This is a genomic window from Breoghania corrubedonensis (assembly GCF_003053845.1).
Taxonomy (GTDB): domain Bacteria; phylum Pseudomonadota; class Alphaproteobacteria; order Rhizobiales; family Stappiaceae; genus Breoghania; species Breoghania corrubedonensis.
The window spans coordinates 1,758,816-1,773,071 of sequence record NZ_QAYG01000001.1 but is presented as its reverse complement, the minus strand read 5'-3'; the positions used below and the strand labels follow the sequence as shown (position 1 = coordinate 1,773,071).

Below are 14,256 nucleotides of genomic sequence, written 5' to 3'. Positions count from 1 at the left end.
CTTTAATGGCGGCTTATGCCGGAAAAAGGAGCGTGGGTGTGACCATCGCCGTGCCGACGGGAACCCATCCGGTTCTCGTGCTCAACGCGGACTACCGACCCCTGAGCTACTATCCCCTGTCGCTGTGGGCGTGGCAGGATGCGATCAAGGCGGTCTTTCTGGACCGGGTCAACATCGTGTGCGAATACGACGTTGCGATCCGAAGTCCGAGCTTTGAAATGCGTCTGCCGAGCGTCGTCTCGCTCAAGACCTATATCCGCCCTACGAAACACCCCGCCTTCACCCGCTTCAACGTTTTCCTGCGCGATCGATTTCAGTGCCAATATTGCGGCACACGCGAGGACCTCACCTTCGATCATCTGATCCCGCGCTGCCGGGGCGGGCAGACCACCTGGGAAAACGTCATCACCGCCTGTTCTCCCTGTAACTTGCGCAAGTCGCACAAGTCATGCCGCGAAATCGGCATGTTCCCGGCACAGCCCCCCTTCCGCCCGACCGTGCAGGACCTGCACCAGAACGGGCGTCTCTTCCCCCCCAACTACCTACACGAAAGCTGGCTCGACTTCCTTTACTGGGATACCGAGCTGGAACCGTAAGCGCCGGGAATACCTCAGCCCCGGACACGGGCGAACGAGGATGCGGTCTGACGCCCGTCATGCCGCGTCATGTCCTGATTCATGACAATGGCGATGCCACAACGGTGCGCCGCCTTAGTCATTTCCTAACCATGTCGCCCACTTGTCCGGACCCCCTGTCGGATTTAACGGGAAAGCAGCAACTGGCGTGCGATCGTCAGTCAAATCGGCGAAAGCGATTTAATCCTTCGTTTACGGCGTGGTCAGAAATTATCGTGCAAAGTCAATCCACTCCGTGGCGAGCAGAGATGGCGCACCGGATCCGGCCCGATTGCTGCGTTCAATTGGCGGATAGCGGGCGCACTGTCCCGATATCGGTCGGCTCCCGCCGGATGCGGGTGGGGCCACTGCCGACAGCGACCGGCCGCCAAGCTCAGCCAAGCCCATGGCGGCCGGTCCGAACCCGAAAGACCTTGCGATGAAGCCTGCCGTTGAAGCGATGAAGGCCCTGCTGGCGCGGTTTGCGCGCGACACAGGCGGCTCGATCGCGATCATGTGGGGACTATCCGCCATCGTCGTGATCGGCATGGTGGGGGCGGCAATCGACTATTCGCGCGCCGTCAACGTCAAGGAAGTGATGGCGCAGGAACTCGACGGCGCGGTGCTTGCCGGCGCGCGCTATCTCTCAAGCTCCACCTCCACCGACAAGACGAAGACCCAGATCGTCGACACGTTCTCCCAGACGACGGCGCAGGCGTTGGGCGAGACGGCCACCTATGAACTGACAGCCGACGACATCTCCATCAGCGAGGAGGCCGGCACAATCTCGGCGACCGCCAAGGGCGCTGTCCAGACCGCTTTCATGAAGATCCTCGGCATCGACACGATGCCGATCGAAGTCACATCGCAGGCGAGTTTTTCCGACAAGTACCTGGAAATCGCGCTGGTTCTCGACGTGACTGGATCGATGGACTGGTCCGATGGTAGTGGCTCGACGCGAATAGCATCGCTCAAGAGCGCTGCGACTGCGCTGATAAACACGCTCATGCCCGACGATAGCAGCGACCGGGTCCGGATCTCGATCATTCCCTACAGCGAAGGCGTCCGGCTCAGTTCCTCCATGGCAAGCTCCGTCACGAACGGCTATTCGACCCGATGCGCAACAGAGCGCACTGGCGACCAAGAATACACCGATGCGAACTACACCGTGGAGGCTCTCGGGAACGGATCCGGTTTGTATATGAACATGCGGCCCGATTACTGGACAACAAACGATCTCCCGGATCTCTACACCCAAAAGGGCACGGCATATGGCGCCTGTCCGTATAACGAAATTCTGCCGCTGACGAACGATAGAAGCACCCTTCTCAGCAAGATCAATAGTCTCAGCGCGATAAGCGGCACCGCAGGTCAAACCGGCATAACGTGGGGCTGGTACACTCTTTCCCCGAACTGGAACGACTTGTGGGATACGGACGCCGAAGCCTCAAATTACGATGACGACGAAACACTCAAATACGTGATCATCATGACGGATGGCGAGTTCAACGCCATTTTCGACAAGACCGACGTTTCCAAGCAAAGCTGCTCTGGCCGGGGACGGAATCGCCAATGCACCACCACGACCGGCACCTATTGGTACGAACTCTATAGCGATACCAGCACGGCATCTGCGGATCGCGCCAAGAAAGTCTGTGCGGCCATGAAAAATTCAGAAGCGAACCAAGGTTCAGGCATTACCATCTATTCGGTCTATTTCAATCCCGATTCCAACGCGACCGCCGAGGCCACAATGGAAAGTTGCGCCACCGACTCCGACAAGTTCACCTATGCTTCCAACGGTCAGGCCTTGACGGAGACCTTCGTCAAGTACGCTCAGGACATCCAGAAGCTCTACCTGTCGAAATAGGCAAGCCTCATTACCTCCCCCGGATCGCGCAGGTGCGGGTGAATCACACTCGCTGCGAAAGAAAAAGGACGCTGCTCGAAAAGCAGCGCCCTTCCGCGTAAAATCAGCCGCTCGCCTCAGGCGTTCGCGCGGTTCTGGCGGTTGTCGATCAGGTCGCCGACGACGCCCGGATCGGCCAGCGTCGAGGTGTCGCCCAGATTGTCGAAGCTGTCTTCGGCGATCTTGCGCAGGATGCGGCGCATGATCTTGCCGGAGCGCGTCTTCGGCAGGCCCGGCGAGAACTGGATGAGATCCGGCGAGGCGATCGGACCGATCTCCTTGCGGACCCACGTTACCAGTTCCTTCTTCAGCTCGTCCGTCGGCTCCTCGCCTTCCATCAGCGTGACATAGGCGTAGATGCCCTGGCCCTTGAGGTCGTGCGGATAGCCCACAACCGCGGCCTCGGCCACCTTCGGGTGGGCGACGAGCGCGGATTCCACCTCCGCCGTGCCCATGCGGTGGCCGGAAACATTGATGACATCGTCGACGCGGCCGGTGATCCAGTAGTAGCCGTCTGCATCGCGGCGGCAGCCGTCGCCGGAGAAGTACATGCCCTTGTAGGTGGCGAAGTAGGTCTGCACGAAGCGGTCGTGATCGCCGTAGACCGTGCGCATCTGGCCGGGCCATGAATCGAGAATGACCAGATTGCCTTCCGTCGCGCCCTCCAGGATGTTGCCTTCCGCATCGACCACGGCCGGCTGCACGCCGAAGAATGGCAACGTCGCAGAGCCGGGCTTGAGGTCCGTGGCACCGGGAAGCGGCGTGATCAGAATGCCGCCGGTCTCCGTCTGCCACCAGGTGTCGACGATCGGGCAGCGCTTGTCGCCGACCACGTTGTAGTACCACATCCAGGCTTCCGGATTGATCGGCTCGCCGACCGAGCCCAGAACGCGCAGTGACTTGCGCGAGGTCTTCGTCACCATCTCCTCGCCCGCACCCATCAGCGAGCGGATGGCCGTCGGTGCGGTGTAGAAGATGTTGACCTTGTGCTTGTCGATCACCTGCCAGAAGCGCGAGGCGTCGGGATAGGTCGGGATGCCCTCGAACATCAGCGTCGTCGCGCCATTGGCGAGCGGGCCGTAGACGATGTAGCTGTGGCCCGTCACCCAGCCCACATCCGCCGTGCACCAGTAGACCTCGCCGTCATGATAGTCGAAGACGTACTGGTGCGTCATCGAGGCATAGACCAGATAGCCGCCCGAAGTGTGCAGCACGCCCTTCGGCTTGCCGGTGGAGCCGGACGTGTAGAGGATGAACAGGGGATCTTCCGCGCTCATCTCTTCCGGCTCGCAGCGGTCGGAGACGTTTTCCGCCGCCTCGTGATACCAGACGTCGCGGCCGTCCTTCATCTTGATGTCGCCGCCGGTGCGCTTGACTACGATGACCTTCGGCTCATGGCCGGAAAGCCGGTCGCAGGCCGCGTCCACATTGGCCTTGAGCGGCACCTTGCGGCCGCCGCGAAGGCCCTCGTCGGCGGTCACCACCAGCGTGGAACCGCAATCCTCGATACGCCCGGCGAGACTGTCGGGCGAAAAGCCGCCGAAAACGATGGAATGGATCGCGCCGATACGCGCGCAGGCCAGCATCGCGTAGGCCGCTTCCGGGATCATCGGCAGGTAGAGCGTGATGCGGTCGCCCTTCTTGGCGCCCGCTTCCCGGAGCACGTTGGCGAAGCGGTTCACCTCCGCGTAGAGCTCCTGGTAGGTAATCACCTTGTGCTCGGAAGGATCGTCGCCCTCCCAGATGATCGCCGCCTGGCCCGCACGCTTTTCCAGATGCCGGTCAACGCAGTTGGCCGAAACGTTGAGCGTGCCGTCCTCGAACCACTTGATGGAAACGTTGTGGTAGTCGTACGAGGTGTTCTTGACCTTGGTATAGGGGCGGATCCAGTCGATGCGCTTGCCATGACGAGCCCAGAACCCATCCGGATCGTCAACCGACTGCTGGTAGAGGTCGCGGTAGGCGTCCTTGTCGATCAGAGCGTTTTCGGCAATGTCAGCGGGGACCGGAAATACGGTATCGGACATCGGCAACCTCCCAATTGCTTCTTTGCATGCACGCAACCCATGCGCGTTGTATCGGCCGCATTATGCGTATCCGCGGAAACCCCGTCCATATCGCGATTCAGCAACTTTGGTAGGACGGCGCCACGGATGACGGCGTAAATTTCTTGTCTATGTTAAACATAGGAGAAATCAGGCTCGGGAAAAGGGGCCGACAGCGCCCGGCCCGCTATACCGGCGCAAAGGCCGGCATAACGGGAAAGCCTGGCGACTTCCAACGAAGCCCGGGCCGTTCAGGCCGCCGCCTGCAGCCCGCCCTTGGCGAGGATGAAATCCACCACCGCGTCGACACCCTCGCCCGCCTTGGTATTGGCGAAGACGAAGGGGCGGCTCCCGCGCATCTTCTTCGCATCGCGATCCATGACGGAAAGATCGGCGCCCACCAGCGGAGCGAGATCGGTCTTGTTGATGACGAGAAGGTCGGAGCGGGTGATGCCCGGCCCCCCCTTGCGCGGGATCTTGTCACCGGCCGAGACATCGATGACGTAGATCGTCAGGTCCGCGAGCTCCGGCGAGAAGGTCGCGGCGAGATTGTCGCCGCCGGATTCGATGAGAATGATGTCGAGATCGGGATAGGCCGCGTTCAGTTCCGCCACGGCGGCGAGATTGATCGAGGCATCCTCGCGGATCGCCGTGTGCGGGCAGCCGCCCGTCTCCACACCGCGAATGCGCTCCGGTTCGAGCGCACCCGAGCGCGTCAGGAACTCCGCGTCTTCCTTGGTGTAGATGTCGTTGGTGATGGCGGCGAGCTGGAAATCGTCGCGCAGGCGCTTGCACAGCGCGTCCATCAGCGCGGTCTTGCCGGAACCGACGGGGCCGCCGATGCCGATGCGCAAGGGACCATTGGGAGAGCTCATGATCGAAACAGCCTCGTGTACTGGGTTTCGTGCAGCTGGGAGGAAATGTCGGCCAGAAAGCAGGCCGAACCGACATCATCCAGCGGCGCCGCGAGCGCTTCGGCCGCGACATCGGCAATGGTCGCTTCCAGCCCGGCGATGACCCGCTGTCCGTCGCTCTGGCCGAGCGGCACGGACCGGACCGCGGCGGAAACGAGATTGGCGGCAAAGGCATGCAGATAGGCGGAAACCGCCTGTGCCAGGTCCACCTCCTGCGCCGCGCAATGAATGCCAACGGCGATGCAGTAGGTCCAGGTCGAGATCCGGGCCGGGCCGTCCGCCTGTTTCAACGCCGCGAGCCGTTCGGCCGCTTCCGCGTCCCCTGTCGGCCAAGCGGCCTCAAGCGCGGTGACGAAGGCAGCCCCTTGCGCGCTCGCCTCAAGATGCCGTTCCTTCGACGGCTGAAGCGCCGCCGAAAGCTCCGCAATCTCGCGGCAGGCATGCAGATCGCCCGCCGAAAACGCCTCGAAGGCGCGCGCCAGCAGGATCGCGTCCGAGCGTCCCGAGCCGTAGCGCAACACATCCGACACCCATGCCTTCAGCGTGGCAGCATCCGTGACGGTGCCCTCCTCAACGGCCCATTCCAGGCCATGGCTGTAGGTATAGGCGCCCACAGGAAAGGACGGCGACATCCAGGCGAGCAGCCGATAGAGCGACGCATCAGACATGGTCGTGCGAACCGTGAGGGTGATGGTCGTGATCGTGGCAGTCATCGGATCCATGATCGTGCCCGTGCACGGCGCCATGCCCATAGGCGCCGCCTTCGGGATCGAACGGCGCGCTGACCGGCATGATCCCTCCGCCAAGCTTCTCCACCATTTCCTCGATGACGTGATCGCGGCGGATGCGCAGGCGGTCACCCAGAAGCTGGGTCGGCAGATGCCGGTTGCCGAGGTGCCAGGCGATCTGGACCAGATGCCCCATGTCGTCGGCCGCGATCTCAACCAGCGCTTCGGGGGCGGAGACCACTTCCACAAGCCGGCCGTCCTCCAGTTCCAGCGCATCGCCGGAGCGCAACGCGACAGCCTTCGGCAGATCGAGCAGGAATTCGCATCCCCCCTCGCCCGTCATCGCCATGCGGCGGCGGTGGCGGTCGTCGTGATCGAGCTCCACCCGATCGGCCGGCTCGCCCACCCATGTGCCGGCCTCCAACACGCCAAGTGCCCGGATCATCTGACGTCCTCGCAAATGTGGATCGGACGGCGTTTCTACCGCCATTCCGCCGCCTCGACACGGAACCGCTGCACCGTACCAGAGCGCCTCGAGAGGCGCAGCGAGCAATTCCCCGGCCCCGCCAGCGCGTCGGCGATACGTTCGTCCTTGGCGGCGATCTCCAGCACGATCGCGCGGAACTCTTCCAGATCAGGATCGCGCCGCGCAGCCGCCTCATCCAGCATTTCGCCTGCGAAATCGACCACCGCCCAGCGCGACACCTGCGCATCCAGCAGCTCCGCCTTTGTCCCCTGCGCCGCACGCGTCAGCCGGAACGCGATCGTGCGGCGGTCCTTCGGCTGGGACAGCGCATCCCAGCGCCCCAGTGAGACGACGATGTCCGCGGATGGCACCGGCGTGCGCGTCCAGTCGCCGAAATAGACCGCAACCGCCTCGTCATCGCGCGTGACAAAGCCCTGCGGTGCCGAGGCGAGCGGATCGCAACACGGACACCCCGGAGCGGGATCACTGGCAGGCTCGATGACGAAATTCATGGTCTCCAGCCTCTCATTTGTGCTCAGAAAAGGAAATAGCGCTGTGCCATCGGCAACACGTCGGCAGGCTCGCAGGTGATCAGTTCACCGTCGCAACGCACCTCGTAGGTTTCAGGGTCGACCTCGATCTGCGGCGTCGCGGAATTGTGGATCATCGACGCCTTGGAGATGCCGCCGCGCGTGTTCTCCACCGGCAGGATGACCTTACCGAGTTCCAGCGAGGCCTTGAGCCCGGCCTCATAGGCCGCCCTGGAGACGAAGGTCACCGCGGACGCCTCCAGCGACTTGCCGAAGGCGCCGAACATCGGGCGGTAGTGAACCGGCTGCGGCGTCGGGATGGAGGCGTTGGGATCGCCCATGAGGGCGGCCGCGATGGTGCCCATCTTGAGAACCAGATCCGGCTTCACGCCGAAGAAGGCCGGATCCCAAAGCACCAGATCGGCGAGCTTGCCGACCTCGACGGAGCCGATGTGATTGTCCATACCATGGGCGATGGCCGGGTTGATCGTCACCTTCGCCATGTAGCGCTTGACACGCAGATTGTCGTTCTCGCCGGTTTCCCCGGCCAGCCGCCCGCGCTGCACCTTCATCTTGTGCGCGGTCTGCAATGTGCGGATCACCACCTCGCCGACACGCCCCATGGCCTGGCTGTCGGATGCGATGATCGAGAGAGCGCCCATGTCGTGCAGGATATCCTCCGCCGCGATCGTCTCCTTGCGGATACGGCTTTCCGCAAAGGCCACGTCCTCCGGGATCGACGGATCGAGATGATGGCACACCATCAGCATGTCGAGATGCTCGTCGAGCGTGTTGCGGGTATATGGCCGCGTCGGGTTGGTCGACGAGGGGATGACGTGCGGATAGCTGACGACCTTGAGGATATCCGGCGCATGCCCGCCGCCCGCGCCCTCGGTATGGAAGGCGTGGATCGTGCGGCCCTTGAAGGCGTTGACGGTGTTTTCCACGAAGCCGGATTCGTTCAGCGTGTCGGTGTGGATCATTACCTGCACATCGTAGGCGTCGGCCACCGACAGGCAGCAGTCGATGGCCGCCGGCGTCGTGCCCCAGTCCTCGTGCAGCTTCAGCGCCATGGCGCCGGCGCGGACCTGTTCCTCAAGGGCGGCGGGCAGTGCCGCATTGCCCTTGCCGGCAAACGCCAGGTTCATCGGGAAGGCGTCGGCCGCTTGCAGCATGCGCGCCAGATGCCACGGCCCCGGCGTACAGGTGGTGGCGTTGGTCCCCGTCGCCGGTCCCGTGCCACCGCCGATCATTGTGGTGACGCCGGAATAAAGCGCCTCGTCGATCTGCTGCGGGCAGATGAAATGGATATGCGCGTCGATGCAGCCGGCGGTGAGGATCTTGCCCTCGCCCGCGATCGCCTCCGTGCCCGGGCCGATAACGATGTCCACGTCCGGCTGGACGTCCGGATTGCCAGCCTTTCCGATGCCGGCAATACGTCCGTCCTTCAAGCCCACATCCGCTTTGACGATGCCCCAGTGGTCGACGATCAGCGCGTTGGTGATGACGGTATCGACCGCGCCGCCGGAGCGGGTGGCCTGCGACTGTCCCATGCCATCGCGGATCACCTTGCCGCCACCGAACTTGACCTCCTCGCCGTAGGTGGTGAAGTCCTTCTCCACCTCGATGAAGAGTTCCGTGTCGGCAAGCCGAACGCGGTCGCCGGTCGTGGGACCGAACATGTCGGCGTAGGCCGCTCGCGGCATCTTATGAGACATTGGGAACCGCTCCTCTTGCCACCACAGCATTGTGTTCCGGTCCCGCACAGGAACCTGTCATTTTGTTCATCATTCGGGCAACCATGGCCCCAATTTGCCTAGAAATGATCTCGACATCGCCCGTGCCGGACCACTTTCGCGGGTCATATCCATCCGGTGAGCGGGAGACGTCTCCCAGACCGCCGAACGGAGGCATGAAGCGATGCGCAAATTCTGGATTCTCCTGGCCATGGCGACCGTCGCCGTCGTCTATTTCGCCGTGGCACCTGGCGGACCGCTGAGCGTTGAGCCGCATGCCTCGATTGCCGACAGCACAGCGGACACGCAAACCGCACTGCGCGAGACGGCCTCGCTGCCGCTCGAACGCGTGGCAAGCGGCGAACAGACCGTCGCTGTCGATATCGAGACCGCCATGAACGATGCCTCCACGACCCGTGGCAGCGATCCGATCATCGGCGAGACGCTTGATCGCATGCTTGGCCTCATCGATCTCGGCAAGGGGAAGAGGGCCGACAGCTGACGTTGCAATGGTCGCACCACATGAATACCCGCATTCTTCCGGCGTCATCGCCATGGCCTCGACCCGCCTTTCCCTTCAAAGCCGTCCCATCACAGCCTGGTTGAAACCATAGACGGTCCGCTCGCCACGGAAGGGTACCAGCGTGACGCTGCGCGTCTGGCCCGGCTCGAAACGCACCGCCGTACCGGCAGGAATATCGAGCCGCATCCCCCTGGCGGCCTCGCGGTCGAACGAGAGCCCGGCATTGGTTTCGGCGAAATGGTAGTGACTTCCCACCTGGATCGGTCGGTCGCCCGTATTGGCAACCTCCAGCGCGATCGTCTCAAGTCCCGCGTTGAGCTCGATTTCACCGTCTGCCGGCAGCACTTCTCCGGGGATCATGGCTCACCTCCTGGTTCAGGTCTTTGTCGTCGGCGGATCACGGCGCTGACGCGCCCGCCGCTCAGCGGATCGGTTCGTGCACCGTCACCAGCTTGGTACCGTCAGGAAAGGTCGCCTCGACCTGCACATCGTGGATCATTTCGGCAACGCCCTCCATGACCTGATCGCGGGTAACGACCTTGGCGCCATCCTGCATCAGCTCGGCCACGCTGCGCCCATCCCGCGCGCCCTCGGCGACAAAATCGGAAATCAGCGCCACCGCCTCCGGATAATTGAGCTTCACGCCGCGCTCCAGCCGCCTGCGGGCAACCATCGCGGCCATGGCGGTCATCAGCTTGTCCTTTTCCCTGGGCGTCAGGTTCATGTCTTCGTCCTTGACCTCTTGTCAGCAATGCCAGACCCGCGGCAGATCCGTGCCGCGCCAGTCCTGCAGAAAACCCATGATCACGTCGCGCAGGACGCGTGCGTCTGTGGAGAGCAGCCGAACGACCAGCAATCCGCCCCACGCGCTCGCACCACACGAAAGGCCGTCTGCGCGGCGGGCCACCAGAATCGCGCGCGCCGCGTCGAGCCGCGCCTCCACACCTTCGCCCACCTCCACGATCGTCGCAAACGCGGTGGCACCCCCGCCGCACGCCGGGCCGGAGAGGATCGCCCTTGCGTCTCCGCAAAGCCGCGTGTCGTCGGCAAAGACGAGCCGACCATCGCGGCGCACGCGCCAACGATCGCGAAATCCGAGCCGCTCGACGCTTTCGCCCATGGCCGCGCGACCGAGCACGACCGCTTCCACCGCAAGAAGCCGGGCAGAACCGGAAAGGTCGGCTTCCAGACGCCGCTCCAGACGCGCCTCGTTGAAGACGATGGTCTCCTGGGGCAGCCAGACGGCGTGCGCGTCGTCCTCGACAACCAGCCGATTGGCAACCTCGCCTGCAGGCCCCAGACTGCGGTAGATGCGCTCCGCCGCCTGGCTCGTTACCACGGCACGGGCACCGGCACCCCATGTCGCGGAATAGTCCAGCCGGTCGCCGCCCGCGATGCCTCCGGCCGTATTCAGCAGCACAGCCTGCCGTTCGCCGCGCGCCTTCGGCAGACGGATCTTGGCGCAACCGCTTTGATAGAGGTCGACAAGCCGCGCTGTTTCTCCGCCCGACGGCGCGGCAAAGGCCACATGCGCCTTGCCCCTGGCACGCTGAAGGGCACCACAGGCAATATCATCCGGAGGAGAAGGGGCGAGCATGGGCGGATTGGCGGACCTGTTCGGGGTTTTATTCTGCATCTCTGAGCAATCCCCGGGCCAAGCCAGGCAAACGCCCATTTTCAAGGCGTGCGCCTGTCAAAGTCGAAATATGATGACTAAAATATATGCATCTGACCAATATGCATGCATCCGCAATGCGCAGTCTCCGGCATGATCCGTCCTCGACATCTTGCCGGACACCGTCGCGGCAGCGAAGACTTTGCAAACCGGGGGTCCGATCGGTTATTGATGCCAAGCTGTCGACGCGGGCGCATTGTAGCGGCGTAGCGGGGGCCTGGCTTGGCGCACGGCACGAATTGCTCAAGACACCGACGAGGTTGAATTGATCGTTTCAGCGAAATCGCGCGCATGCTCTCCTCTCCGGCGCGGTACGGCCGCGGCCGCAATGATGGCCGCCGCCCTGCTTTTTGCCGTCGGCTCAGTGCAACCGGCCCGGGCCAAGGTTGCGTCTTGGATCGTCTTCGAGGTCAATTCCGGCAAGGTGATCGAACAGCACGACGCGTTCCACCGCTGGTACCCCGCCTCGCTGACCAAGCTGATGACCGCCTACGTCACCTTCGCCGCGCTGAAGGAACGACGCGTGACGATGGCCTCCCCGGTCACGGTATCGGCTCACGCCGCCGCCCAACCGCCCTCCAAGATGGGGCTGAAGCCCGGTACGCAGCTCAGTCTCGACGCGGCCATGAAGGTGATGCTGGTGAAATCGGCCAATGACATCGCGGTTGCCGTTGCCGAGACGATAGGGGGTTCGCAAGCCGGTTTCGCCGATGTGATGAACCGGACCGCGCGCCGGCTCGGCATGCGCGACACTCACTTCGTCAATCCCCACGGACTGCCGGATCCGGACCACTATTCCTCTGCCTACGACATGGCGATCCTTTCGCGCGCGTTGCTGCGCGACTTCCCGCAATATCGCGAACTCTATGGCTATGCCGGCGTCCAGTTCGGCAGGCACATGCTGCGCTCCGCCAACCGCGAGTACCTGCAGCGCGTGCGCGGTGCCGACGGACTGAAAACCGGCTACATTTGCAATGCGGGATACAACGTCGCCGTCTCCGCCACGCGCGGCGGACGCACTGTCGTCGCGGTCGTCTTCGGCGCCGCGTCCGGGCTCGAACGCGCCGCCAAGGCGCGCCAGCTCATTGAAAAGGGTTTCAGTGGCGGCGGACTTTTCAGCCGCCGCAAGACACTCGACGAGATGCACCGTCCGCGCACCGTCAGGCGGCTGCCGCCCGACGGTTACTGCAAGCGCAACAAGAAACCGAACGTCGCCGAGCTTCTCAAGACCTATGCGGGCGCGTCGGCCGCACGTGCGAGCCTGTCTGGAAACGCCAATCTCCCCGGTGTGGCCAATGCCTATGCCGGCGACAGCGGCCGGCTGGCACGCCGCTCTCCGGTGGTGCCGCGCACCACGAACAAGACCACCGTCCCGCGCACCGGCGACAAGAAGGTCGACTGGGGCGAGGTGATGGACCGGCTGATTGGCCCACGCAGGCAGGCGGGTGAACTCGTTGCAGTGACGCTCGCTGTCGATGCCAACGCCAAACGGGCCGTCCCGTTGCGCGCGCCGAAGGAGGAGGACCCGTCCGAAACGATCGCGGAAGCTTTCGGCACGGTGATGCCGCCACGGTCCAAGCCCGGCGCTCCGCCCGAAGCCGCTCAAACCGTCACCCGGGCCACCGCAACCGGCGCCCCCCTTGTCATCATTCCGTTGCCGTCCCATGCGCCCGACGGCACGCCCACTCCCCGTCCCTCGCCCCGCTGAGCACACAAGACAGACGCACGCCAGCGATAGGGCGGCGGCTCCCACGATCGGAATCCGCAATGACCGACACTTCAACCCGGCGACCGCCTGCCCCGGTTCCGCTGACCGTGGTCACCGGTTTTCTCGGCGCCGGAAAGACGACACTGCTGAACCGATTGCTGGGCGATCCGGCGCTGAAGGATACGGCCGTCATCGTCAACGAATTCGGCGATGTCGGCCTCGACCACCTTCTCGTCGCCACCGCCGACGAAAGCGTGATCGAGCTGTCCTCCGGCTGCCTGTGCTGCACCATCCGCGGCGATCTCATCAACACGCTCGAAGATCTGCTGCGCCGGCTCGACAACGGACGCATCGACGCTCTGAAGCGGGTGGTGATCGAGACAACCGGTCTCGCCGATCCCGCCCCGGTGCTGCATGCCGTGATGCTGCACCCCTATCTCGTCATGCGCTACCGGCTCGACGGCGTGGTCACGATGATCGACGCGATCAACGGAGCGGCGACACTCGATGCCCACGAGGAGGCGGTGAAGCAGGTCGCCGTCGCCGACCGGCTGGTGCTGACCAAATCGGATCTGGTCGACAGCGACGAGGCCCGCGCTGCACTCGACGCGCTTCACGCGCGCATCCGCCGGCTGAACCCCGGCGCGGCGATCCTCGATGCGGCGAAGGGCGAAGCCACGGCCGCAGCCTTGCTCGATTGCGGGCTCTACAATCCCGATACCAAGATACCCGACGTGCGGCGCTGGCTGGGCGAGGAGGCGCAAGCCGAGGGGGATCACGAACATCACCACGGACACCACCATGGTCATCACGATCATGATCACGGCCACCACCATCATGACGTCAACCGCCACGACGATCACATCCGCGCCTTCACGCTGAAGAGCGACAAGCCGATCCCGGCGGCGGGACTCGAGATGTTCCTCGATCTGATCCGCTCCGCGCACGGCCCGAACTTGCTGCGCTTCAAGGGCATCGTCGCGATTGCCGAGGATATCGAGCATCCCGTGGTGCTGCACGGCGTGCAGCATGTCTTCCACCCGCCCGTTCGGCTGGAGGGCTGGCCCGACGCCGACCACTCCACCCGGCTGGTCTGCATCACCCGCGACATGCCGAAGGGCTTCGTGGAAGGCCTCTTCGCGGCCTTCACGAACACGGCCCAGCCCGACACCCCGGATTCCGCCGCCATGCTCGACAACCCGCTGGCGGTGCCGGGTTTCAAGGGAACATTCGGGTAAGGCCGGGTTTCGCGGGACCGATCGCCTCTCCCATGGAGAGAAGGCGGATACGGCGCGCGTTGGCACTTTCTGAGGAGAACTCTCCGGTCCTCGAGTAACCCTCCGGCGTCATCCCGGACGCGATGCGGCGCGTAAGTGCCGCTTCGCAGAACCGGGATGACGCCGGAGAG

General features: G+C 63.8%; 14 protein-coding genes. 5 read left to right on the top strand and 9 right to left on the bottom strand.

All coding sequences use genetic code 11. The features are described 5' to 3' along the window. The first annotated feature begins 38 nt into the window (after positions 1-38). The gene (locus tag C8N35_RS07840) at positions 39-596 is read left to right on the top strand and encodes an HNH endonuclease (protein ID WP_107989167.1); all 558 of its coding nucleotides are present in this window, start codon (positions 39-41) and stop codon (positions 594-596) included. 457 nt (positions 597-1,053) lie between these two features. Beyond that, positions 1,054-2,484, top strand: coding sequence for a TadE/TadG family type IV pilus assembly protein (locus C8N35_RS07835; RefSeq protein ID WP_170122036.1), 1,431 nt, complete (start codon positions 1,054-1,056; stop codon positions 2,482-2,484). A gap of 116 nt (positions 2,485-2,600) precedes the next feature. On the opposite strand, the gene acs is transcribed toward C8N35_RS07835, so the two are convergent. From acs to ureC, 6 genes are all read right to left on the bottom strand, one after another. Continuing rightward, complete coding sequence (gene acs, locus C8N35_RS07830) at positions 2,601-4,550, bottom strand: acetate--CoA ligase (protein ID WP_107988946.1); 1,950 nt, start codon at positions 4,548-4,550, stop codon at positions 2,601-2,603. A 269-nt stretch (positions 4,551-4,819) separates the two neighbouring features. Next, positions 4,820-5,443 carry an urease accessory protein UreG gene (gene ureG, locus C8N35_RS07825; protein WP_107988945.1) on the bottom strand — a complete coding sequence of 208 codons (624 nt, stop codon included), beginning with the start codon at positions 5,441-5,443 and terminating at the stop codon, positions 4,820-4,822. Then, entirely contained in the window at positions 5,440-6,195 is a 756-nt protein-coding gene (locus tag C8N35_RS07820) for an urease accessory protein UreF (protein ID WP_210203407.1), read from the bottom strand. Before C8N35_RS07820 ends, ureG begins: the two co-directional genes overlap by 4 nt. Next, positions 6,143-6,655 carry an urease accessory protein UreE gene (locus tag C8N35_RS07815; RefSeq protein ID WP_107988943.1) on the bottom strand — a complete coding sequence of 171 codons (513 nt, stop codon included), beginning with the start codon at positions 6,653-6,655 and terminating at the stop codon, positions 6,143-6,145. Before C8N35_RS07815 ends, C8N35_RS07820 begins: the two co-directional genes overlap by 53 nt. Positions 6,656-6,690: 35 nt before the next feature. After that, positions 6,691-7,188 (bottom strand): hypothetical protein, encoded by a 498-nt coding sequence (locus C8N35_RS07810; protein ID WP_107988942.1) that lies wholly within the window; start codon positions 7,186-7,188, stop codon positions 6,691-6,693. Positions 7,189-7,211: 23 nt separating this feature from the next. Next, positions 7,212-8,924 carry an urease subunit alpha gene (gene ureC, locus C8N35_RS07805; RefSeq protein WP_107988941.1) on the bottom strand — a complete coding sequence of 571 codons (1,713 nt, stop codon included), beginning with the start codon at positions 8,922-8,924 and terminating at the stop codon, positions 7,212-7,214. Positions 8,925-9,126: 202 nt separating this feature from the next. On the opposite strand from ureC, the gene C8N35_RS07800 reads away from it, so the two are divergent. Then, positions 9,127-9,444 carry a hypothetical protein gene (locus C8N35_RS07800; RefSeq protein ID WP_107988940.1) on the top strand — a complete coding sequence of 106 codons (318 nt, stop codon included), beginning with the start codon at positions 9,127-9,129 and terminating at the stop codon, positions 9,442-9,444. Between the two features lie 75 nt (positions 9,445-9,519). On the opposite strand, the gene C8N35_RS07795 is transcribed toward C8N35_RS07800, so the two are convergent. From C8N35_RS07795 to C8N35_RS07785, 3 genes are all read right to left on the bottom strand, one after another. Further along, the gene (locus C8N35_RS07795) at positions 9,520-9,825 is read right to left on the bottom strand and encodes an urease subunit beta (protein WP_107988939.1); all 306 of its coding nucleotides are present in this window, start codon (positions 9,823-9,825) and stop codon (positions 9,520-9,522) included. Between the two features lie 61 nt (positions 9,826-9,886). Beyond that, positions 9,887-10,189, bottom strand: coding sequence for an urease subunit gamma (locus C8N35_RS07790; RefSeq protein ID WP_107988938.1), 303 nt, complete (start codon positions 10,187-10,189; stop codon positions 9,887-9,889). 21 nt (positions 10,190-10,210) lie between these two features. Next, the gene (locus C8N35_RS07785; protein ID WP_210203406.1) at positions 10,211-11,101 is read right to left on the bottom strand and encodes an urease accessory protein UreD; all 891 of its coding nucleotides are present in this window, start codon (positions 11,099-11,101) and stop codon (positions 10,211-10,213) included. 367 nt (positions 11,102-11,468) lie between these two features. Between C8N35_RS07785 and C8N35_RS07780 the strand changes: the two genes are divergently transcribed. Next, the gene (locus C8N35_RS07780) at positions 11,469-12,848 is read left to right on the top strand and encodes a D-alanyl-D-alanine carboxypeptidase family protein (RefSeq protein ID WP_107988936.1); all 1,380 of its coding nucleotides are present in this window, start codon (positions 11,469-11,471) and stop codon (positions 12,846-12,848) included. A 59-nt stretch (positions 12,849-12,907) separates the two neighbouring features. Beyond that, a complete protein-coding gene (locus C8N35_RS07775) occupies positions 12,908-14,086 on the top strand; it encodes a CobW family GTP-binding protein (RefSeq protein WP_107988935.1) in 1,179 nt (392 codons plus the stop codon). Positions 14,087-14,256 lie beyond the last annotated feature (170 nt).

Bases quoted from the DNA above. Each gene is read 5' to 3' on its own strand.
- ureG (WP_107988945.1), bottom strand. From the start codon at position 5,443: ATGAGCTCTCCCAATGGTCCCTTGCGCATCGGCATCGGCGGCCCCGTC.
- C8N35_RS07780 (WP_107988936.1), top strand. From the start codon at position 11,469: ATGATGGCCGCCGCCCTGCTTTTTGCCGTCGGCTCAGTGCAACCGGCC.
- C8N35_RS07800 (WP_107988940.1), top strand. From the start codon at position 9,127: ATGCGCAAATTCTGGATTCTCCTGGCCATGGCGACCGTCGCCGTCGTC.
- C8N35_RS07785 (WP_210203406.1), bottom strand. From the start codon at position 11,101: ATGCAGAATAAAACCCCGAACAGGTCCGCCAATCCGCCCATGCTCGCC.
- acs (WP_107988946.1), bottom strand. From the start codon at position 4,550: ATGTCCGATACCGTATTTCCGGTCCCCGCTGACATTGCCGAAAACGCT.
- C8N35_RS07775 (WP_107988935.1), top strand. From the start codon at position 12,908: ATGACCGACACTTCAACCCGGCGACCGCCTGCCCCGGTTCCGCTGACC.
- C8N35_RS07790 (WP_107988938.1), bottom strand. From the start codon at position 10,189: ATGAACCTGACGCCCAGGGAAAAGGACAAGCTGATGACCGCCATGGCC.
- C8N35_RS07815 (WP_107988943.1), bottom strand. From the start codon at position 6,655: ATGATCCGGGCACTTGGCGTGTTGGAGGCCGGCACATGGGTGGGCGAG.
- C8N35_RS07795 (WP_107988939.1), bottom strand. From the start codon at position 9,825: ATGATCCCCGGAGAAGTGCTGCCGGCAGACGGTGAAATCGAGCTCAAC.
- ureC (WP_107988941.1), bottom strand. From the start codon at position 8,924: ATGTCTCATAAGATGCCGCGAGCGGCCTACGCCGACATGTTCGGTCCC.
- C8N35_RS07820 (WP_210203407.1), bottom strand. From the start codon at position 6,195: ATGACTGCCACGATCACGACCATCACCCTCACGGTTCGCACGACCATG.
- C8N35_RS07835 (WP_170122036.1), top strand. From the start codon at position 1,054: ATGAAGCCTGCCGTTGAAGCGATGAAGGCCCTGCTGGCGCGGTTTGCG.
- C8N35_RS07810 (WP_107988942.1), bottom strand. From the start codon at position 7,188: ATGAATTTCGTCATCGAGCCTGCCAGTGATCCCGCTCCGGGGTGTCCG.